19 protein-coding genes are annotated in these 20,566 nt (G+C 59.3%); 12 read left to right on the top strand and 7 right to left on the bottom strand.

Annotation, left to right across the window (positions count from 1 at the left end; all coding sequences use genetic code 11):
* The first annotated feature begins 51 nt into the window (after positions 1–51).
* The 4 genes from hemE to rho all read left to right on the top strand — a co-directional run bounded on the left by hemE (position 52) and on the right by rho (position 4,127).
* Positions 52–1,089, top strand: a complete 1,038-nt coding sequence (gene hemE, locus V7Z56_RS13585; RefSeq protein ID WP_334130051.1) for a uroporphyrinogen decarboxylase — start codon at positions 52–54, stop codon at positions 1,087–1,089.
* Between the two features lie 7 nt (positions 1,090–1,096).
* On the top strand, positions 1,097–2,128 hold the full coding sequence (gene hemH, locus V7Z56_RS13590; protein WP_334130052.1) for a ferrochelatase: 1,032 nt from the start codon (positions 1,097–1,099) through the stop codon (positions 2,126–2,128).
* Between the two features lie 72 nt (positions 2,129–2,200).
* Positions 2,201–2,650 carry a protoporphyrinogen oxidase HemJ gene (hemJ, locus tag V7Z56_RS13595; RefSeq protein ID WP_334130053.1) on the top strand — a complete coding sequence of 150 codons (450 nt, stop codon included), beginning with the start codon at positions 2,201–2,203 and terminating at the stop codon, positions 2,648–2,650.
* A gap of 217 nt (positions 2,651–2,867) precedes the next feature.
* Positions 2,868–4,127 (top strand): transcription termination factor Rho, encoded by a 1,260-nt coding sequence (gene rho / locus V7Z56_RS13600; RefSeq protein WP_334130054.1) that lies wholly within the window; start codon positions 2,868–2,870, stop codon positions 4,125–4,127.
* Between the two features lie 178 nt (positions 4,128–4,305).
* On the opposite strand, the gene V7Z56_RS13605 is transcribed toward rho, so the two are convergent.
* From V7Z56_RS13605 to V7Z56_RS13620, 4 genes are all read right to left on the bottom strand, one after another.
* On the bottom strand, positions 4,306–5,184 hold the full coding sequence (locus tag V7Z56_RS13605; protein ID WP_334130055.1) for a DUF3800 domain-containing protein: 879 nt from the start codon (positions 5,182–5,184) through the stop codon (positions 4,306–4,308).
* 123 nt (positions 5,185–5,307) lie between these two features.
* Positions 5,308–6,282: a quinone oxidoreductase family protein gene (locus V7Z56_RS13610; protein WP_334130056.1), complete on the bottom strand. Its 975-nt coding sequence runs from the start codon at positions 6,280–6,282 to the stop codon at positions 5,308–5,310.
* A gap of 26 nt (positions 6,283–6,308) precedes the next feature.
* Positions 6,309–6,794 (bottom strand): methylated-DNA--[protein]-cysteine S-methyltransferase, encoded by a 486-nt coding sequence (locus V7Z56_RS13615; protein WP_334130057.1) that lies wholly within the window; start codon positions 6,792–6,794, stop codon positions 6,309–6,311.
* On the bottom strand, positions 6,781–8,820 hold the full coding sequence (locus tag V7Z56_RS13620; RefSeq protein WP_334130058.1) for a thioredoxin domain-containing protein: 2,040 nt from the start codon (positions 8,818–8,820) through the stop codon (positions 6,781–6,783). Before V7Z56_RS13620 ends, V7Z56_RS13615 begins: the two co-directional genes overlap by 14 nt.
* 101 nt (positions 8,821–8,921) lie before the next feature.
* On the opposite strand from V7Z56_RS13620, the gene V7Z56_RS13625 reads away from it, so the two are divergent.
* From V7Z56_RS13625 to V7Z56_RS13660, 8 genes are all read left to right on the top strand, one after another.
* On the top strand, positions 8,922–9,173 hold the full coding sequence (locus V7Z56_RS13625; protein ID WP_334130059.1) for a DUF6489 family protein: 252 nt from the start codon (positions 8,922–8,924) through the stop codon (positions 9,171–9,173).
* A gap of 23 nt (positions 9,174–9,196) precedes the next feature.
* Positions 9,197–10,537, top strand: a complete 1,341-nt coding sequence (mnmE, locus tag V7Z56_RS13630) for a tRNA uridine-5-carboxymethylaminomethyl(34) synthesis GTPase MnmE (protein WP_334130060.1) — start codon at positions 9,197–9,199, stop codon at positions 10,535–10,537.
* A 176-nt stretch (positions 10,538–10,713) separates the two neighbouring features.
* Entirely contained in the window at positions 10,714–12,576 is a 1,863-nt protein-coding gene (mnmG, locus tag V7Z56_RS13635) for a tRNA uridine-5-carboxymethylaminomethyl(34) synthesis enzyme MnmG (RefSeq protein ID WP_334130061.1), read from the top strand.
* Positions 12,569–13,228, top strand: coding sequence for a 16S rRNA (guanine(527)-N(7))-methyltransferase RsmG (gene rsmG / locus V7Z56_RS13640; protein WP_334130062.1), 660 nt, complete (start codon positions 12,569–12,571; stop codon positions 13,226–13,228). The genes mnmG and rsmG overlap by 8 nt, the downstream gene beginning before the upstream one ends.
* The gene (locus V7Z56_RS13645; RefSeq protein ID WP_334130063.1) at positions 13,215–14,030 is read left to right on the top strand and encodes a ParA family protein; all 816 of its coding nucleotides are present in this window, start codon (positions 13,215–13,217) and stop codon (positions 14,028–14,030) included. The genes rsmG and V7Z56_RS13645 overlap by 14 nt, the downstream gene beginning before the upstream one ends.
* Before the next feature lie 25 nt (positions 14,031–14,055).
* Entirely contained in the window at positions 14,056–15,186 is a 1,131-nt protein-coding gene (locus V7Z56_RS13650) for a ParB/RepB/Spo0J family partition protein (RefSeq protein ID WP_334130064.1), read from the top strand.
* A gap of 437 nt (positions 15,187–15,623) precedes the next feature.
* The gene (locus V7Z56_RS13655) at positions 15,624–15,866 is read left to right on the top strand and encodes a hypothetical protein (RefSeq protein WP_334130065.1); all 243 of its coding nucleotides are present in this window, start codon (positions 15,624–15,626) and stop codon (positions 15,864–15,866) included.
* Entirely contained in the window at positions 15,859–16,404 is a 546-nt protein-coding gene (locus V7Z56_RS13660; RefSeq protein ID WP_334130066.1) for a GNAT family N-acetyltransferase, read from the top strand. The genes V7Z56_RS13655 and V7Z56_RS13660 overlap by 8 nt, the downstream gene beginning before the upstream one ends.
* 126 nt (positions 16,405–16,530) lie before the next feature.
* Here the strand turns inward: V7Z56_RS13660 and holA are convergent, their stop codons facing one another.
* From holA to leuS, 3 genes are read right to left on the bottom strand one after another with little or no spacing between them, the layout of a single operon-like run.
* Positions 16,531–17,466: a DNA polymerase III subunit delta gene (holA, locus tag V7Z56_RS13665; protein ID WP_334130067.1), complete on the bottom strand. Its 936-nt coding sequence runs from the start codon at positions 17,464–17,466 to the stop codon at positions 16,531–16,533.
* Positions 17,467–17,470: 4 nt separating this feature from the next.
* Positions 17,471–17,971, bottom strand: coding sequence for a hypothetical protein (locus tag V7Z56_RS13670; protein WP_334130068.1), 501 nt, complete (start codon positions 17,969–17,971; stop codon positions 17,471–17,473).
* Positions 17,958–20,519 carry a leucine--tRNA ligase gene (leuS, locus tag V7Z56_RS13675; RefSeq protein WP_334130069.1) on the bottom strand — a complete coding sequence of 854 codons (2,562 nt, stop codon included), beginning with the start codon at positions 20,517–20,519 and terminating at the stop codon, positions 17,958–17,960. Before leuS ends, V7Z56_RS13670 begins: the two co-directional genes overlap by 14 nt.
* Positions 20,520–20,566 lie beyond the last annotated feature (47 nt).

Raw genomic sequence — 20,566 nt, forward strand, 5'->3', positions numbered from 1 at the left:
TACCTTTTTATATAAATATATATAGAAAGGGATAACTCGGAAGGGACCAAGGTGAGCGTTTCACAAACCAAGCCGCTGCTCAAAAGCCTGCGCGGAGAAACTCAGGCAACCCCGCCATTCTGGCTGATGCGCCAGGCCGGGCGTTATCTTCCGGAATATCGGGCAACGCGCGAACAGGCCGGCAGCTTTCTTGATCTATGTTACTCGCCCGAGCTTGCCGAGGAAGTGACCCTGCAGCCGCTTCGCCGCTATGGCATGGATGCGGCGATCCTCTTTGCCGACATCCTGCTCATTCCGCATGCGCTTGGTCAGCCGCTCAGCTATCGCGAAGGGGAGGGGCCAGTTCTGGACCCGGTCCGCTCCGCTGCTGGTCTCGCAAAATTTGATCTTGGCCGAATTCACGACACGCTGGCGCCGGTCTATGAAACGGTGTCCCGTCTCAGCTCCTCCATTCCGAAAGACTGTACGCTGATTGGCTTTGCCGGGGCGCCCTGGACGGTGGCGAGCTACATGGTGGAAGGGCGCGGCTCCAAGGATTATACGCATATCAAGCGCTGGATTTTCAAGGATCCTGAAGGGTTTGCGGCGCTGATCGATATTCTTGTCGCCTCGACTACTGATTATCTCCTCCGCCAGGTCGAGGCGGGCGCGGAAGTCATCCAGATTTTCGATACCTGGGCCGGCGTGCTTCCCGATGATGAGTTTCGCAAATGGTCCATCGAGCCAACGCGGCGGATTGTTGACGGGCTTCGCGCCCGCTATCCCGCCCTGCCGGTTATCGGTTTTCCGCGCGGCGTCGGGGCGAATATCATCGATTATGTGAAAGAAACGGGGGTGACGGCTGTCAGTCTCGATACGGGAACGCCGCTTGCCTGGGCCGCGCGGGAGGTGCAGTCGCTTGTTCCCGTGCAGGGTAATCTCGATCCGCTGCTGCTGGTCGAGGGCGGTGCGGCGATGGAACGCCGGATTGCCGAGATTATCGCGACCTTCGGTGACAAGCCCTTTATCTTCAATCTGGGTCATGGCATCACGCCGCAGACGCCGCCTGAAAATGTGGCGCGGCTTGCCGAGCTGATCCGCGGAAAATAGGCGTAAAATGGCAAAAAAGGCGGTTATCCTCTTTAATCTCGGCGGCCCCGACAGCCCCGAGGCGGTAGAGCCTTTTTTGTTCAATCTTTTTAATGATCCGGCGATTTTGCGCGTGCCGCAGCCGCTCCGCTGGCTGCTGGCGAAGCTGATATCGCGCCGCCGTGCGCCGCTTGCCAAAGGGATCTATGCGGAGCTTGGCGGCGCATCGCCGATTGTCCCCGAAACCGTTGCACAGGCCCATGCGCTTGCGGATGTCTTGAATGAGGCGGGCGGCGACAGCTACCGCGTCTTTATCGCGATGCGCTACTGGCATCCCTTCGCCAAGGAGACAGTGCGGCAAGTGAAGGAATGGCAGGCCGACGAGGTGATCCTGCTGCCGCTCTATCCGCAGTTCTCGACAACGACGACGGCCTCGTCCTTTCTCGACTGGAGCCGCGCGGCGAAGGCGGCGGGCCTCAGTGTCCCGACCCGCGCGATCTGCTGCTATCCGGAGGAACCTGGCTTTATCGAGGCGGAAGCCGCGCTGATCGCCCCGATCCTGCAGCGAATGGAGGGGAAGCCGGTCCGGCTGCTCTTCTCCGCCCATGGCCTGCCGCAGAAGATTGTAGATGCGGGCGATCCCTATCAGAAGCAGGTGGAACGAAGCGTCGCCGCTGTCGTCGCAAGGCTTGGCGCTCCGGCGCTCGATTGGCGTCTGTCCTATCAAAGTCGCGTCGGGCCGCTGAAATGGCTGGAACCCGCGACGGATGCGGAAATTATCCGCGCCGGCAAAGAAGGGGTGTGCGTGATCATTGTCCCCATCGCGTTCGTCTCGGAACATTCGGAAACCCTCGTCGAGCTTGATATCGAATATGGGAAACTTGCGCGCGACAGCGGTGTCCCGGACTATTACCGCATCCCGACGGTGAGCGTGGAAGATGCCTTTATCCGCGGCCTTGCCCGCATGGTGGTCGAATTATCGGCGCCTGCGCGCGCGCCGGGAGAGGAGATTTTTTTTGCTGCGGATAATCCCTGCGACTGTTTGACGCTGGCGTCGTGACGCAAAATTGCCTACAACTGTCCTATTCCTGATGACAGCCGCGCCCGGACGGGCATTTCACGGACCCTACCCATGTTTGACTTTCTCGCCGATGCTTATCTCTGGACCAAATCCCTGCATATCATTTCAGTGATCGCGTGGATGGCCGGCATGTTCTACCTGCCGCGCCTTTACGTCTATCATGCGGATGCGGAAGTCGGCTCGGACAAGTCCGAAACCTTCAAGATTATGGAGCGGCGCCTGCTCCGCGCCATCATCAACCCGGCGATGATCATGACCTTCATTTTCGGCGGCCTGCTGCTGCTGACGCCGGGAATCGTCGATTGGAGCGACATCTGGATCTGGCTGAAACTCTCGCTCGTCTTTCTGCTATCGGGATATCACGGCTATCTATCGCGCTGGCGGCGGGAGTTCGAGGCGGACGCCAACCGTCGCCCCGCGAAATTCTATCGCCTCGTCAATGAGATACCGACGGTGATGATGGGCGCGATTGTCATTCTGGTGGTCGTAAAACCGTTTTGAAAACCGCCTGCTCGCGCATATTTCATTTGACTAATGGCCAGAGAACTGGCAAAGATGCGAAAATTCTCCGAACGGTTTCTGTTCCCCAATCTCATTGCATCAATCGTTTCTTGTCAGACAATCCTTTTCGGAGCATCGCAGCGGCGACTGCTGACATTCTTGTCGCTCGTTTTTGCCTTTAATCCCTTTTTCCCACTGTTTTATCATAGACAAATACATGAACCTTCAAGAGCTCAAGAAAAAAACTCCCTCTGAAATTCTCGAACTTGCCGAAGCGCGGGATATTGAAAACGCCTCTACCCTGCGCAAGCAGGAGCAGCTCTTCGCCATTCTCAAATATGAGGCGGAGAACGGCGCGGAAATTACCGGCGGCGGCGTTCTTGAAATCTTGCAGGACGGGTTCGGCTTTCTGCGATCGCCCGATGCCAACTATCTTGCGGGGCCCGACGATATTTATGTGAGCCCGAGCCAGATCCGCCGCTTTTCGCTGCGGACCGGCGACACGGTCGAAGGGCAGATCCGCAGCCCGAAGGATGGCGAGCGTTATTTTGCGCTTCTGAAGATCCAGAAAATCAACTTTGAAGATCCCGACAAGGCGCGCCACAAGATCAATTTCGACAATTTGACGCCGCTTTATCCCGATGAGCGGATCCGCCTCGAAACCCCGGATCCGACGGCCAATAACATCAATTCCGCCCGCGTGATCGATCTCGTCGCGCCGCAAGGCAAGGGCCAGCGCGCGCTGATCGTCGCGCCGCCCCGCACCGGTAAGACGGTGCTCCTGCAGAATATCGCCAACTCCATCACCACCAATAACCCGGAAGTCTATCTGATCGTTCTGCTGATCGACGAGCGCCCGGAAGAGGTGACGGATATGAAGCGCTCGGTTCGCGGGGAGGTCATCAGCTCCACCTTCGATGAGCCAGCCGCCCGTCACGTCCAGGTTGCCGAGATGGTGATCGAGAAGGCAAAACGTCTCGTCGAGCATAAGCGCGACGTGGTGATCCTGCTCGACAGCATCACGCGGCTCGCCCGCGCCTATAACACCGTTGTCCCGTCGAGCGGCAAGGTTCTCACCGGCGGTGTCGATGCCAACGCCCTGCAACGGCCCAAGCGCTTCTTCGGCGCCGCCCGTAATATCGAGGAGGGGGGCTCGCTCACCATCGTCGCGACCGCACTCATCGATACCGGCTCGCGCATGGATGAAGTTATTTTTGAAGAATTCAAGGGCACCGGTAACTCGGAAATCATTCTTGACCGGAAACTCTCGGACAAGCGCGTCTTCCCGGCGATTGATATCACCAAATCCGGCACCCGCAAGGAAGAGCTGCTGGTCGACAAGGCCACGCTGCAGAAGATGTGGGTCCTCCGCCGGATCCTCAACCCGATGGGGACAACCGACGCCATGGAATTCCTGCTCGACAAACTCCGCCACAGCAAGACCAACGACGATTTCTTCGATTCCATGAATACGTAAGGGAAATCAACTAGCATCAAAAAATGAATCTAAATCAAGTACTTAGTATATCTTATTGATTCTATTGACATATTATATTTTAGTTGATATGTTTATTGTGTGGGACGCCGGACAACTCGGGTCGCTGACATTCTGATCAGTGGCGTCTATGGGGATGGTTGGAGATATTGATTCCGGCCTATTGACCCTTGCGATTAGACGAGCCCGGGTCCCACCATTCGTATGGGTAGCCATAATAGCGAAAAACTTCTTCTTGTGTCGGATCGAGGTTAGCCGTTCTGAGGTTGGGCATTAGTTTGACGCCATATCCGGCAGCTTTTTCTCGAGCCTGATCTTTAAACCTTGCAATTTTTGGTGCAAGTAACATGGCAAATCTCGGATCACACGCACCGGTATTATAGATATCACAAGCTTTGAAGAACGAACTTGCGACGACGTCAGCTAATTGTAGGCCTGCTCTTTCTTCAGCTGCGTAGACTTTAAGAAGTTCATATTTTAGTACTTCCCAGTATATCTTTCCTGCCTTTAAAAAAGTGTTATCTCCTTGATATCTAATCCAGTCGTAGTAAGCGCTCATTTGCGAATAGGAGAGACCTCCACGGCTACTATATTCGATTTTAACTTTTTGGGGTGTTCCGGTTTCTTTTATCGAATGCCAATGGACAAAATGTGTCACCCTTTCTAGTAAAATTCGTGTCAACCAACAATAAAACCAATTGGTAGAAGGAATTTTTGACGCGCGGGGATTCTCATATCGCAACATATTTTTTTTGTTTGAACAGACGACAAAATATCGCGCTCCGAGCTTTGATAAAGCATCGCACACGAATAACTTCTTGTTCTGATTCAGTTTCGCGAAATGAATAGTTTTGGAGTGATAGTTCCAAAGCTCATCTTGAATGCTTTTAACCCAGCCTTTGACTTCTTGTTCTCGCTCCGCCCTCACAACAACGGCCGAAAGAATCAACCATTCACTGGAGCCACTTTGATCCATTGGCCTGATCACTTTGAGCCCGTCGTCACCAGCTTCGTCAATATAAGCGACATACTTATACAATAAACGGCTTCCCTCCGATCCATAGCAAGAAATTGAAACGATAACATACAATTTAGAAGGTTAGAACATACGAAAAAAAGGCGCCCTAAATGAGCGCCTTTTTTGTTGGGTGTCGCGGTGAGACTAGACCGTCAGAATCGTCGATCCCGTTGTTTTCCGCGCTTCCAGGTCGGCGTGGGCTTTTGCCGCCTCTTCGAGCGGGTAGCGCTGGTTGATGCTGACCTTGATCGCGCCGCTTGCAACGAGGGCCATCACGTCGCCGGCGGATTTTTCCAGCTCTTCGCGCGTTGCGTTATAGGTCATCAGTGTCGGACGGGTGACATAGAGCGATCCCTTGGCGGCGAGGATGCCGAGATCGACGCCTCTCACCGGTCCCGACGCATTGCCGAACGAGACCAGCAGCCCGCGCGGGCGGAGGCAGTCGAGCGATTTCTCGAATGTCTCCTTGCCGATGCTGTCATAGACGACCGGGACGCCCTTGCCGTCCGTTATTTCCATCACGCGCTTGTGGAAATCCTCGGTCCGGTAATTGATGACATGGGTGCAGCCGTGGGCTTTGGCGAGTTCGCCCTTTTCCTCCGATCCGACGGTGCCGATCACGGTTGCGCCGATATGACGGAGCCACTGGCAGGCGAGAAGGCCGACACCGCCTGCCGCCGCGTGAAAGAGCACCGTCTCGCCCTTCTTCACGGGGTAGGAGCGCTGCACGAGATATTCCGTCGTCATGCCCTGCAGCGTCATCGCCGCCGCCGTCTCGTCATCGATGTTGTCCAGGAGGACGATGAGATTCTTCACCGGCATGATCCGCGCCTCTGCATAGGCGCCGATGGGCTGGCAGGCGTAGGAGACGCGATCACCCACCTTGAAGCCGGTGACATCCGGCCCCAGCTCCTCGATCACGCCGGCCGCTTCCATGCCGGTCGTGAGCGGGAGCGGCGCCGGGTAAAGGCCGGTCCTGTAATAGACATCGATGAAATTGAGGCCGACCGCCGTGTGGCGGATGCGCGCCTCCCCCGGGCCCGGTTTGCCGAGGGTGACATCTTCCCATTTCATCACTTCCGGCCCGCCATATTCGCGTTGAATAATTGCTTTCACCATTTCCGTCTCCTTCTGAATGCGCCTGATTATCTGTATATATCAAATCGTTGCTGCTTGGGAGGCAAGGCCTTTTCAAGCCGGAGCAAGGCGACTTTCGTCTCCAGCCCGCCGTCGCCCGAATACCCGCCGAGCCGCCCGCCCGCCGCAACGATGCGGTGGCAGGGGATGAGGATCGGGATCGGGTTGGCGCCGCAGGCCGTGCCTACGGGCTGTGCGGCGGAGCCTAAAATCTTCGCAATTTCGCCGTAGCTCCGCGTCTCCCCGGCCGGGATTTTCAGCATCTCCGCCCAGACCTTTTTCTGAAACGCGGTTCCCGGCGGATCGAGCGGGAGATCAAACGCGCCAATCTCGCCGTCGAAATAGCGGTTGAGCTGCCAGGCGGCGCGCTCAAGGAGCGCCGTTGACTGTTGCCATTCGGCCGGCACCCATCCCCAGTCGAGGGAGATGATCCTGCCGTCCTCCTCCGTCACGGTGAGGTCGCCGACGGGGCTGTGAAGGCTAAGCTGCGCCATGGCTGTCCGCCTTTCTGAGAAGCGCCGTAAAATCCCGGGCGCTGGTGACGGGGAGCGAACAGGTCGGCCCCGTGCAGAGATAGGCCGTTGGCTTGCCATCGACGCGGCCCTTTCCCTTCGCCGGATGATCGAAGGGGAGGCCGTCCGTGTCCGCCAGGATATTGATGACTTTCGTTGGCATGCTGAAATCCTTCAGCACATTTATGAGATCGATGACGCCCGCCTCGCTGCGCTCGCCGACGATAATCACCTGCTGCGCATTGATCAGCGTCTCGAAATTATTGAGAAAGGTCGAAAGCGGGAAGAAATTCCGCCCAAGTTCCGCCGAAAAACAGCGCACGAGCGAGAGCGCCGTCTCGAAGGGCTCGCGCGCGCCGGTCAGCAGATGCAGTTTCGCCAGAACCTCGAGCATGACGCCGTTTCCGGAGGGCACCGCATTGTCCATCGCGTTCTTGGTGCGGACAATCAGCGCCTCGGCATCATCGGCGGTGTAAAAGAAGCCGCCCGCCGGATCCTCAAAATGCGTGCGGAGTATCTCTACCCATTCCTCCGCCCGGGTGAGGTAGAAGCCTTTTCCCGTCACCTCGAAAAGGACGAGTGCGGCCCGCGCCATGTTGGCGTAATCATCGAGAAGGCCGGTGTGCATGGCCCGGCCGATGCGGTAGCTGTGATAGAGCCGGCCATTTGGTTCCATGGAATGCGTTGTAATGGCGACAAAGGCACGCTCCGCCGCATCGATCCAGTGCGCCTCGTCGAAATAATGTCCGGCGCGGGCGAGGGCGGCGATCATCAGGCCGTTCCAGTCCGTCAGCACCTTATCATCGAGCGCCGGGCGGCGGCGCATTTCGCGTGCCTCGAAAAGTTTCTGGCGTCCTGACGCCAGCTTCTCCTCAAGCGCGTCATCGAGCCGGTGCGGATATTTCAAGCGATTGAGAATATTGGTATTTTCCCAATTCCCTTCAGGCAGGACGCCGTATATTTCACAAAAATGCGCACCGTCGTCACCGAGAATTTCCTCAATCTCGGCTTTCGACCAGACATAAAACCGCCCCTCTTCCCTTTCGGAATCGGCGTCGATCGTGGCGGAAAACCCGCCCTCGCTTGTTACCATTTCGCGAAGCAGCCAGCCGATGGTCTCAAAAATGCGCGCTTCAAACAGCTCCGATTTCGTCTCGTGATGCACGGTCAGCAGCAGATCGAGGATCTGCGCATTGTCATAAAGCATTTTCTCGAAATGCGGGGCGAGCCAGGCGGCGTCGGTGGAATAGCGTGCATAGCCGCCGCCGAGATGGTCGTAAATGCCGCCCTGCGACATCGCCGTGAGCGCCTTGATCACCACCTCGCTATGGGCCGCATTCCGCGTGCGAAGATAGCTTCGCCAGATATTTTCAAGAACGTAGACTTGCGGGAATTTCGGCGCCGAGCCAAGGCCGCCGTGAACGGGATCCGCTTCCTCGGCATAGCGGGCGGCGATACGGTCCAGCACCTCGAGCGTCAGCTTCGGCCGGTCGCCGTCCGGCGCGTCATTGAGCTTCTGGAGCGCGGATTTCAGCGCGTCGCGGTTGGCGCTGACCTTTTCCGGCTCATTTTTGAAGATTTCCGCAACCGTCGAGAGGACATTCCTGAAACTCGGCCGGCCATAGGCGGCTTCCGGCGGGAAATAGGTGCCGCCCCAGAAGGGCTCCCCGCGTGAGTTCAGAAACATCGTGAGCGGCCAGCCGCCCTGTTCGCCGAGCAGCGCAAGCGCGCTTTGATAGATCTGGTCGATATCGGGCCGCTCCTCCCGGTCAACCTTGATATTGACGAAGAGCTCGTTCATCAGCGCCGCCGTCTCCGGGTCTTCAAAGCTCTCATGCGCCATGACGTGGCACCAGTGGCAGGCGGCATAGCCGACGCTGAGCAGGATCGGCTTGCCGTCCCGCTTTGCCCGCGCCAATGTCTCCGCGCTCCAGGGTTGCCAGTGAACGGGATTGTCTTTATGCTGCAGAAGGTAGGGGCTGGTCTCCGCGCCCAGTAAATTTCTCATCGCGATCCCCTGTTTTGCGGATGGCTTTCCCTCCGGGGGAAGATATATTACTCTGTTGTAGCAGAGCAGCCGCCGCGGGATCAATGAGGAGTGACCGACCGATGAAAATTACTTTCGATATCGACTGCACACCGGAAGAGGCGCGGCGTTTCTTCGGTTTGCCGGATGTTCAGAAGATGCAGGACGCAGTGATGCAGGAATTGCAGGCGAAGATGCTCGAAAATATCGCAAATCTTGATCCCGAGCATATGATGAAGACCTGGCTCCCCGCCGGGATGGAGGGGTTTGAGCAAATGCAGAAGCTTTTCTTCTCGCAATTTGCCCCCGCGGCCAAATCGGGCAAAGAAACATAACCGCGCCCTGATCGGACAATCACATGAGTTATTCGGAGACTATTTTCGCCCTGGCGTCGGGCCGGGGGCGGGCAGGCGTTGCGGTCATTCGCCTGTCTGGGGCCGGCGCGGCCGATGCGCTTGTGAAACTGACGCGCAAGGACCTGCCCGAAGCGCGCCGTGCGGTGCGCCGCGCGTTATATAGAACGTCAGACAATTCCGTTATAGATCAATCACTTGTCATTTATTTTCCGGCGCCGAACAGCTTCACCGGCGAGGATGTGGTGGAATTTCACCTGCATGGCGGGCCGGCCGTAATCTCCGGCCTCTTCAGTGAACTCGCGCGCTTATCCCGCTTTCGCCCGGCCGAGCCCGGCGAGTTTACCCGCCGTGCGTTCGAGCATGGCAAGATGGATCTCACCGCGGCCGAAGGTCTCGGCGATCTCGTCAATGCGGAGACGGAGGCGCAGGCGCGTCAGGCGCTCCGTCAGATGCAGGGCGAACTTGGCGCGATCTATGAGAGCTGGCGGATCCGGCTGATCACCGCGCTCGCCCATCTTGAGGCAGATATCGACTTTCCCGATGAGGATCTGCCGGAGGGGGTTGCGGCCGCGATCGCGCCGAAAGTCGCCGAACTTAAGGCTGAAATCCTCCAACATCTCGCCGACGGACGGCGCGGGGAGAAGATCCGCGATGGGCTCGATGTGGTGATCCTCGGCCAGCCGAATGTCGGAAAATCCAGCCTTCTCAATGCGTTAGCGCGGCGTGATGCGGCGATTGTCTCGGATCAGGCGGGCACGACGCGTGATATCATCGATGTGCCGATGGATCTTGCCGGCTATCCCGTCACCATCGCCGATACGGCGGGGCTCCGCGTTACGGGCGACGCAATTGAGCGCGAAGGCGTCCGCCGGGCGCGGGAGAGGGCGGCGCGCGCGGATATCCGCCTTTTCATGACAACCGCCGACGCGCCGGAGATCCCGTCGGAATTTGCCGATCTTTTGCAGGCAAAGGATTACCGGCTTGTCAACAAAACAGACCTGTGTCCGTATGCGGCGGATGCGGCCACGGAAGCGGACGGCCAGCGGGTTTTCCCGCTTTCGGTCCGGTCGGGCAGCGGGGTTGAAGAGTTTCTGGAGGCGCTGGAAAAAGATGTCACCGCGCGGCTTGACCTTTCGGGCGCGCCGGCGCTGACGCGTCTTCGCCACCGCCAGGCGCTGGAGGAATGCGCAGCCTCGCTCGATCGGTTCGCGCGGGCCGGCGCGCCTGAACTTGCAGCGGAGGATGTCCGCCTCGCGGTGCGCGCGCTCGGGCGGATTACGGGCCGGGTGGATGTTGAAGATATCCTCGACGTTATTTTCGGAGATTTCTGTATCGGGAAGTGATTTGCGGAATGTTTCACGTGAAACATCGGATGCCCGCCTCCGCCTGTTGTTTCACGTGAAACATTTTCCGCGGCGGCAACCGCGTGTTTCACGTGAAACATTGCAGGCCGCGCCGATTCCGCCCTTGTCAAAAACCCTGACTCCCTATATTAAAAGCCGGTAATTCAGGAGGTTTCATGACCCGATTTGATGTCATTGTGATCGGCGGCGGCCATGCGGGCTGCGAGGCGGCAGCGGCGGCCGCGCGGTTTGGGGCGGCGACGCTTCTGATCACGCATAAGATTGAAACCATTGGCGAAATGTCCTGCAATCCGGCCATTGGCGGCCTCGGCAAGGGCCATCTTGTTCGCGAAATCGACGCGCTCGATGGGGTCATGGGCCGTGTCGCGGACGCGTCCGGCATTCAGTTTCGCCTCCTCAACCGGCGAAAGGGGCCGGCAGTGCGCGGCCCCCGTGCGCAGTCGGATCGCAAACTCTATCGCGAGGCGATGCAGGCCGCGCTTCTCGCCCAGCCGAATCTCGAGATTCGTGCTGCCGAAGCCGATGACCTGATTGTCCGGGACGGCGCGGTCCACGGCGTTATTATGGCCGATGGAACCGAGATCGCGGCGGGGAAGGTTATTCTCGCCACGGGGACATTCCTGCGCGGCCTTGCCCATATGGGGGAGCGGAAGTTCGCCGCCGGGCGCATTGGCGATGCGCCGACCTATGGTCTTTCAAAGACGCTGTCGAGGGCGGGGTTTCCGCTCGGGCGGCTGAAAACGGGAACGCCGGCGCGGCTCGACGGTAAAACGATCAACTGGTCGATCCTGGAGGAGCAGAAGGGCGACGCGGAGCCGGTGCCGTTCTCGTTCCTCACCGACCGGATCACGACGCCGCAGATTTCCTGCTATATCACGACGACGACTGAGGCGACGCATCGCATTATCCTCGACAATCTGCATCGCGCGCCCATGTATTCGGGGCAGATTGAAAGCATCGGCCCGCGCTACTGCCCCTCGATCGAGGACAAGGTGGTGCGCTTTGCCGATAAATCCGCGCATCAGATCTTTCTGGAGCCCGAGGGGCTCGAGGATGACACGGTTTATCCGAACGGCGTCTCCACCTCCCTGCCCGAGGAGATCCAGATGGCGTTTCTTCGCACCATCCCGGGGCTTGAAAAGGTCGAATGGTATCGCCCGGGCTATGCGATCGAGTATGATTATGTCGACCCGCGGGAGCTGAAGCCGACGCTCGAGACGCGGCGGCTGAAAAACCTCTATTTCGCGGGGCAGATCAACGGCACGACCGGCTATGAAGAAGCTGCGGCGCAGGGGCTGATGGCCGGGCTTAACGCAGCGCGGGAGGCCGGGGGCGGGGAGAGCGTCGTGCTAGATCGCGCCGACGCCTATATCGGTGTGATGATTGACGATCTCGTGACGCGCGGGGTGACCGAGCCTTACCGGATGTTCACCTCGCGCGCCGAATATCGTTTGATCCTCCGCGCGGATAATGCCGATCAGCGCCTGACCGCCCGGGGCGAGGAGATGGGAATTGTCGGCGCCGAGCGGGCGGCAGTGTTCCGGGGAAAAATCGCGGCGCTCAGTGAGGCGCGGGCGCTTTTCGCCGCGCTCACGCTGACGCCGAACGAGGCGCGGCGGCAGGGGCTCAATGTCAATCAGGACGGCGTTCGCCGCTCCGCTGCCGATCTGCTCGCCTATCCCGACATCAATCTCGACGATATCGCGCGAATCTGGCCCGAAACCTCCGCCATTCCGATGCCGCTCCGCGAGCAGCTCGCCATCGACGCGCAGTATAGTGGCTATCTGGAGCGGCAGAAGGCGGACGTTCGCGACTTCCGTAAAGACGAAATGCTGCAGCTTCCGGAAAACATCCGCTTTGAAGAGGTCGCGGGGCTCTCGACCGAGATCCGGTTGCGGCTTTCCGAGGTCCGACCGTCAACCCTTGGCCAGGCCGCGCGGATTTCGGGCGTAACGCCGGCCGCGCTGACGGCGCTTCTCTCGCACGTCAAGCGGCGCGCCCATCGCTCCCATGGCTGACGTGGATCCGATTCTCGGCGCGGCAGGGTTTCACGCCGCCAGCAATGTTTCACGTGAAACATTGGCAAGGTTACAGAGTTACGCGGACCTGCTGACTAAATGGCAGAAGGCAATCAATCTCGTCGGGAAATCGACGCTGCCGGATCTCTGGCGGCGCCATATGCTGGATAGTTTTCAGCTTTTGTCGCTCCCGTCGGTAACAGGTGGCCGCTGGCTCGATCTCGGGAGCGGGGCGGGGTTTCCGGCCCTCGTTGTCGCCATTTGCGGAGATTTCGACGTGCATGCGATTGAAAGCGACCAGCGGAAATGTCTTTTTATGGGAAATGTTTCACGTGAAACATCGGCGAATCTGACGGTCCATCGCGGCCGGATTGAGGAAATTTCACCCTTTCCGGCGGACGTTATCTCCGCCCGGGCGCTGGCGCCGCTGGATCGGCTGCTGGAACTCGCGGCGCCTTTCGCGCATGCGGGGACGGAATTCCTCTTTTTAAAGGGACAAGATGTAGATGAGGAATTGACCAAAGCTTCTAAATGTTGGAATATGGAAGTCGAAAAGCACCGTAGTGTAACGAGTGAAGACGGCTCGGTTCTCAAAATCACCCGCTTATGCCGCCGTTCACCTCCAGAAGAGGCAGACAATGACAATGGATAAGGCAGGTTTGAAGGTTCCGGCGACGGCGCGAATCCTGGCAATTGCCAATCAGAAGGGCGGCGTCGGCAAAACCACCACGGCAATCAATCTGGCAACGGCGCTTGCCGCGATCGGGCAGCGTGTGCTCATCATCGATATCGATCCGCAAGGCAATGCGTCGACCGGCCTCGGCATCGAGCGCGACGATCGCGAAAAGAATGTTTACGGCGTTCTGATGGGGGAGACGCCGATCCGCGCCGCCATCCACAAGAGCAAGATCCCGCTGCTTGATCTCGTGCCCTCGACGGCCGATCTCTCGGGCGCAGAGCTTGAGCTGATCGAACTGCCGCGGCGGAGCCACCGGCTCTATGACGTGGTCTCGGAGCTTCGCGCCGATTATGATTATATCCTCGTCGACTGCCCGCCGTCGCTCAACCTGCTGACGCTGAACGCAATGGTCGCCGTGCATGCCGTGATTGTGCCGCTGCAGTGCGAGTTTTTCGCGCTCGAAGGGCTCAGCATGCTGATCAAGACCATCGAGCGGGTGCGCGCAACGCTTAATCCGGGGCTTGAAATCCAGGGCGTCGTGCTGACCATGTTCGACCGGCGCAACAACCTCTCGCTGCAGGTGGCGCAGGATGTGCGCGACTTCCTCGGCGACAAGGTGTATCGGACCGTTATCCCGCGCAACGTGCGGGTTTCGGAAGCCCCGAGCCACGGCAAGCCCGTGCTGATCTATGATCATCGCTGCGCCGGAAGCCAGGCCTATATCCGCCTTGCAAGCGAAGTGATCCGGCGTGAACGTCATCTGAACGCGGCCTGAAAGGCCTCAACATGCGGCTGAACCCATGAGCGAAGATATTTCAAAGAAGAAACTCGGACGCGGCCTTTCCGCCCTGCTCGGCGATGATATGGCGAGCGACTATGCCGATCTCGACAAGGTGCGCTCGACCAAGGAAGTGCCGGTTGAGCAGCTCCGCGCCAACCAGTATCAGCCCCGCCTCGACTGGGATCAGGACGCGCTCGACAGCCTTGCCGCCTCCATTGCGGAAAAGGGCGTTCTTCAACCTATACTTGTGCGTCGCAACCCCACAAAAGACAGCGAATATGAAATTGTCGCCGGCGAGCGGCGCTGGCGCGCGGCGCAAATGGCGCAGCTTCACCAGGTGCCGGTCATCATCAAGGAGCTGACCGACGCCGAGTCGATGGAAATCGCGCTGATCGAGAATATCCAGCGCGAAGACCTCTCTCCCATCGAAGAGGCGGAGGCGTATCGCCGCCTGATGGCCGAATTTGACCACACGCAGGAGAGCCTGGCGCAGCATGTTGGCAAAAGCCGGGCCCATGTCGCCAATATCATGCGGCTGCTGACGCTGCCGGCCTCCGTTCAGAAGCTGGTGCGCGACGGCAAGCTCGCGGCCGGCGCGGCGCGGACGCTCATCAATCATGAGGAGGCCGAAGCGCTCGCAAAAAAGATTGTCGAGCAGGGGCTTAGCGTTCGCGCGGCAGAAAAGCTGGCGCAGCGCAAAAAGATAGATCTTTATACCACCGACGGCTCCGGCCCGCCCGGCAAGATGGCGCGGAAGTTTGCAAAAGAAGCGGCAAAAAGCGCCGATGTGCGGGCGCTGGAATTCGACCTCAGCGCCGCGCTCGGCATGGAAGTCGATATCGATCACATGTCGGATGGGCATGGCATTATCACCATTCGCTACGCCAACCTCGACCAGCTCGACGATGCCTGCCGCCGCCTGACCCGCGAGCCGCTGCATATGCTCCGCGACGCGGAGGAGGATCCGCTCGAAGACGGCTGGGACCTCGACGACGGGGACTATGACGCCTCGGAGCTCGATGAGGATGGCTTCTATCGCGAGCCGAACGCCCAGAGTGCATCCGACACATCGGAAGATGACCCCCACCAGGACGCCGCCGATTTCAATGATGAGATCAAGGACGCCCTTGGCGCCGCGCTGAAAGACTGATCAACCTGAAATTGTGCCGCGTTGCACCGATCAATCGACCGATTGAGGGGGCTTCGCGCCGTCGAAGGGCAGGGCCTGGCCCGGCGCGTAAAAATCGTCTGTTGCCTCCATTGACGAGGCCCTTTCTCCGCCCGATATAAAGAGGACGGGTGCAACAGCGCCCGCCGCCACCTCGGTCGCTGCCCTTGCCGGGAGCCGGCAATGACCCTCCGCTCCCGTCGGAGAAATGCACATATTGCGGTGCAACATAGATTCCAGATGACGATTTCGCGTCTTCTAAATAACTGATATGTAGCGAAAAATTCTCCTGTCCATTCGTTATCCACAAGGCTGCTATGCAAAATTAGGCCTTTATAATGGTGCGGCGCACCATAAGTATTGATTATGAGGTTGTGCAGCATGCACGGCCAGACGTGCGATAGAATAGGAGCAGGACGATGAGAACAGACAAAGACGGTTTGATTCCGGCCGAAACCCTTGCTTCTCTCGCGAAGCAGGAACGGTATGCCCGCACATTGCAGGGCATTGAGATGCGCCGCCTCGGCAGCCGCATGGGCGAGGGCTTTAAGCGGGCCCGTCACGCCGTCGCGGACGTCACAGCGCGCGCGTTCGCATGGCTTGCGGCCTCCACCCAGGCCCGCGCCGAAAAACTCCAGCGAAGCGGGCTTTTCTATGAATAACACATTGGTCACGGTCGAGTTTGGGGCAACGCCCGCCGAAGGGCGCCCGGTTTTTCGCGAACTTGCGCCCGCGGAGCATGGCTTGCTTCAGGAACATATCCTGCGGCTCAGCCCCGAAAGCCGCCTGATGCGCTTTGGCTGCCCGACGTCCGATTATATGCTTGATCGCTACTGCGCCAATCAAAACCAGCCGACGCCTGTCATGTGCGGCGTGTTTATCGATGGCACACTCCGCGGCGTGATCGAGCTTCGTTTCGGTGGCAACCTGCCGGAAAACTCGGCGGAGATCGGCATCAGCGTCGAGGATGCGTGGCGAAGCCGCGGCTTTGGCGCAAAGCTGATGGCGCTTGCTTTTGAGATTGCGAAAGAGCGTGGCCTCACCCTGCTGGAGATGAACTTCGTGCCGCATAACGGGCCGGTCCGCAGGCTTGCCCGACGGTTCGGCGGCGTCCTCTCCAACCAGATGGGTCTCGTCCGGGCACGCTTTACGCTCGCCGCAGACGCGGCTTCGCCCATCGACGCGCCGGTTGCGGCTTAAGCTCAGACGTACGCCTCTGTAAAATCTGATCGGGCGGCGGGACAATTTATCTTCCCGCCGCCCGAAATTTTATCCGAAGCCGCCAACTAAAAGCCCGCCCACTGCAGGCGAGGCATGCTCGTGCCTCTAGCGCTGGCGGTTTGCGATGGCGATGCGCATCAGGGCGCGCCGGCAGATCGCCTCATCCGGGTATCCCGTTGATTTGCAGCCGATTTCGGCTTCCATCGTGATCTTGAGACATTTGGCCAGATGGCGGCTCGCGGCGCTGCCGGCGGCGGCTTTTTTGTGCCGCGCTTTCAGCTGGTTCTGGAGGAACCGCAGCATCCCGATCGGGCTATCGCCGGCGGAAAAGGCCTTGTTGAGATGCTTCTCCAGCGCCCGCACGTTCCCCGCCATAGTCGCGTTCATGATATCAAAAATGCTCTGCGCGGAGGAATCGCCGATCACCGCCCGCACATCCGCAAGAGAAAGCGGCCCGCTCTTCCCCTGCATATAAAGCGTCAGCTTTTCCAGCTCGCGGCGCGACACGGCGCGGTCACCGCCGAGGTTGTCACGAAGATAGTCGATAATCTCGGGCGAGGCCGTCAGCTTTGCCGCGCCGAGCATCTCGCGGATGAGGGCGTCGATATCGCTCGCCTTGTCAAGCTCGCAGCGCACCGAAACACCTTGTGGCGCGGCCGCAATCATCTTCACAAGGGCGCTGTCTTTACGGATATCGCCCGCTTCAATCACAACGATGCTGGCCTGAAGATCGAGAGCGAGAAGCGGTTCGATCAGGTCTTTGGAGTTTGCCGTCGCGCCCCGGACGCGCACCACCCGCTCGCCGCCCATCATCGAAAGCGCCGTCGCTTCATCGGCAAGGCGCGCGGGATCTGCCAGCAGCGTCGCGATATCAAGCTCGATATAGCCGAACGGATCGTCAAGCGTGCCAAGAACGCTGATAGAGAGTGCGCGGGCCAGCTCGCGCACCAGCCCGTCATCAGGGCCGTGGAACAGAAAAATCCGGTGTTGCGGCGCGCGGGACTTGAGATAGGCGGGAAAGCGGCCGCTTGCGATATCCACGGGATCAGCGCCCCGAGAAGAAAACCGAGAGCTGCTGGTTGATCTGCTCGGCGGCAACCAGCGCGGCACGGCGGCGGGCATTATTGCCGGCGGCAAGGTTGGCAAACTCGGATTCCACGACGTTATAGGCCGCGATATTCTGGGTCGAACCGGAATAGATGACCTGCTGCGTCGCAAGATCGACCAGATCGAAGCGGCTGTGCAGCATCATGTTGAAGCGCGTCCGCGTATCGTCATCCTGAATGGCAAGACCTTCGGATTGCTCCTCAAGCCGGATCGTCAGCCGGTAGGCGGGGTCCGCCGGGCTGCCGTAAGGATTGGCGAGATCCAGCAATTCATTGCGGAGCGTCTGGCCGGTGCGGCCGGGGATTGGCTCGATATAGGTGCGCGCGAGCTTCTCCTGCACATCGGCGTTGCGGGTTGCGCTTCCGTAAAGCGGCTGGAACCCGCAGGCCGAGGCCAGCGACAGCATGAGCAGAATGAAAGCGGCCCTAAATAACGACATTCACCACCCGACCCGGCACAATGATAATCTTGCGGATTGCCGCATCTCCGATCGCATTCTGAACGGTTTTCTGCGCCAGCGCAATCGCCTCAATCTCTTCATTCGTCGCATCTTTCGCCACCTCTATGGTGGCGCGGAGCTTGCCTTTCACCTGAACGGCCAGCTTTGCCCGGTCTTCGACAAGCAGCGCCGGATCGGCCTCGGGCCAGGGCGCATCCACCAATAAGGTGTCATGGCCGAGCGTCTGCCAGAGTTCTTCGGCGAGATGCGGCATCATCGGACCGACCAGCTTGACGATCGTCTCCATGCTCTCGCGAAGCGTCCAGCGGATATCGTCCGCGTCGGTGAATTTCACTTCGTTCAGCGCATTCATGAACTCGTAGATACGCGCGATGGCGCTGTTGAAATGAAGCTGTTCGACATTTTCGGTGACCTGCCGGACAATGCGGTGCGCGGTTTTGCGCAACGCCTGGGCGGCTTGCGAAAACTCCATTGGGGCCGGCGAGCCGATCGGCGCAATCGCCCCCGCATTCTCGGTGATATAGCGATGCAGCCGCTGCACGAAGCGCCAGGCGCCGGTTGCGCCCGCATCGGTCCATTCCATATCACGATCGGGCGGGCTGTCGGAAAGCACGTACCAGCGGGCCGCGTCGGCGCCGAACTTGTCGATGATCGCGCCGGGATCAACGACGTTCTTCTTCGACTTCGACATTTTCTCAACGCCGCCGACGGTGACCGGCGCCCCGGTCGCAATCTCGATCAGATTGCCGGCATCGTCGGTCGTGACTTCATCAGGCAGCAGCCATTCGCCCTTCGCGCTTTTATAGGTCTCATGCGTGACCATGCCCTGCGTGAAGAGGCCGGCAAAGGGTTCGTCCACATGCGACCAGCCCGTCGCTTTCATGGCGCGGGAATAGAAGCGGGAATAGAGAAGATGCAGGATGGCATGCTCGATCCCGCCGATATACTGATCGACCGGGAGCCAGTAATCGACCTTGTCGCGCTCGACCGGCTGATCGGCGCGGGGACTGCAAAAGCGCGCGAAATACCAGGAACTGTCAACAAAAGTGTCCATGGTATCGGTCTCGCGCACCGCCTTGCCGCCGCATTCCGGGCAGCTCACATGCTTCCAGGTGGGGTGATGGGCAAGCGGGTTGCCGGGCTTATCAAAAGTGACGTCATCTGGCAGCAGGACGGGGAGGTTTTCCTCCCGTTCCGCCACCGTGCCGCATTTTTCGCAGTGGATCATCGGGATCGGGCAGCCCCAGTAGCGCTGGCGCGAGAGGCCCCAGTCGCGCAGGCGATAATTGACCTTCTCCGTTCCCTTGTTCATTGCCTCAAGGCGGCGGATGATCTCGGATTTGGCGGCCTCAACCTCCATCCCGTTGAGGAAATCGGAGTTGATGATTTTTCCCGGACCCGTATAGGCGACATTGCCGATCTCGGCGGCATCCTCGCCTTCCGGCGCGACGACGCGAGTTACCTCAAGCCCGTATTTCCGGGCGAAGTCAAGGTCGCGCTGGTCATGCGCCGGGCAGCCAAAGATCGCGCCCGTGCCATATTCCATCAGCACGAAGTTGGCGACATAGAGCGGCAGCGTCTTGCCCGCGATGAAGGGATGGGCAACTTTAAGCCCCGTATCGATGCCTTTCTTCTCGGCCTTCTCGATCGCTTCCTCGCTGGTGCCCATGCGGTGACATTCGGCCACAAAGGCGGCGAGCGCGGGGTTGTCCTTCGCAAGGCGCTGCGTCAGCGGATGGTCTGCCGACATCGCCATGAAGCTTGCGCCGAAAAGCGTATCGGGCCGCGTCGTGTAGATATTGAGCGGCTCATCCTCGCCAAGAATGTCAAAGGCGACATGCGCGCCCTTGCTGCGGCCGATCCAGTTCTGCTGCATCAGCCGGACGCGATCGGGCCAGCGATCGAGCTTGTCGAGGGCGGTGAGCAATTCCTCGCTGTAGTCGGAGATGCGGAACATCCACTGGTTCAGTTTCCGCTTCTCCACCACGGCGCCAGAGCGCCAGCCCTTGCCGTCGATCACCTGCTCGTTGGCGAGAACGGTCATATCGACCGGATCCCAGTTGACCCAGCTCTCCTTGCGATAGACGAGGCCTTTTTTAAAGAAATCGAGAAACAGCTTCTGCTGGTGGCCATAGTAGCCGGGGTGGCAGGTGGCGATCTCCTTGCTCCAGTCGAGCGAGAGGCCCATGCCCTTCAGCTCGGCCCGCATGTTGGCGATATTGTCATAGGTCCATTTGGCCGGATGAATGCCCTTGTCGCGGGCCGCATTCTCGGCCGGCAGGCCAAACGCATCCCAGCCCATCGGATGCAGCACGTTGAAGCCTTGCGCCCGCTTGTAGCGCGCCACGACGTCGCCCATTGTATAGTTGCGCACATGGCCGATATGAATGCGCCCGGACGGATAGGGAAACATTTCCAGCACATAGTATTTGGGCCGGCTGGGATCAGCCTCGACGCGGAAGCTTTCCTTTTCCGCCCAGACGGCCTGCCATTTGGCTTCGATTTCTTTCGCATTGTAGCGGGACATAGCTGCTTCCCGTTTAATCCTGAATAAAGATAACAAAAATCAGGCCG

Source organism: Sneathiella sp., from assembly GCF_036844445.1.
Taxonomy (GTDB): domain Bacteria; phylum Pseudomonadota; class Alphaproteobacteria; order Sneathiellales; family Sneathiellaceae; genus Sneathiella.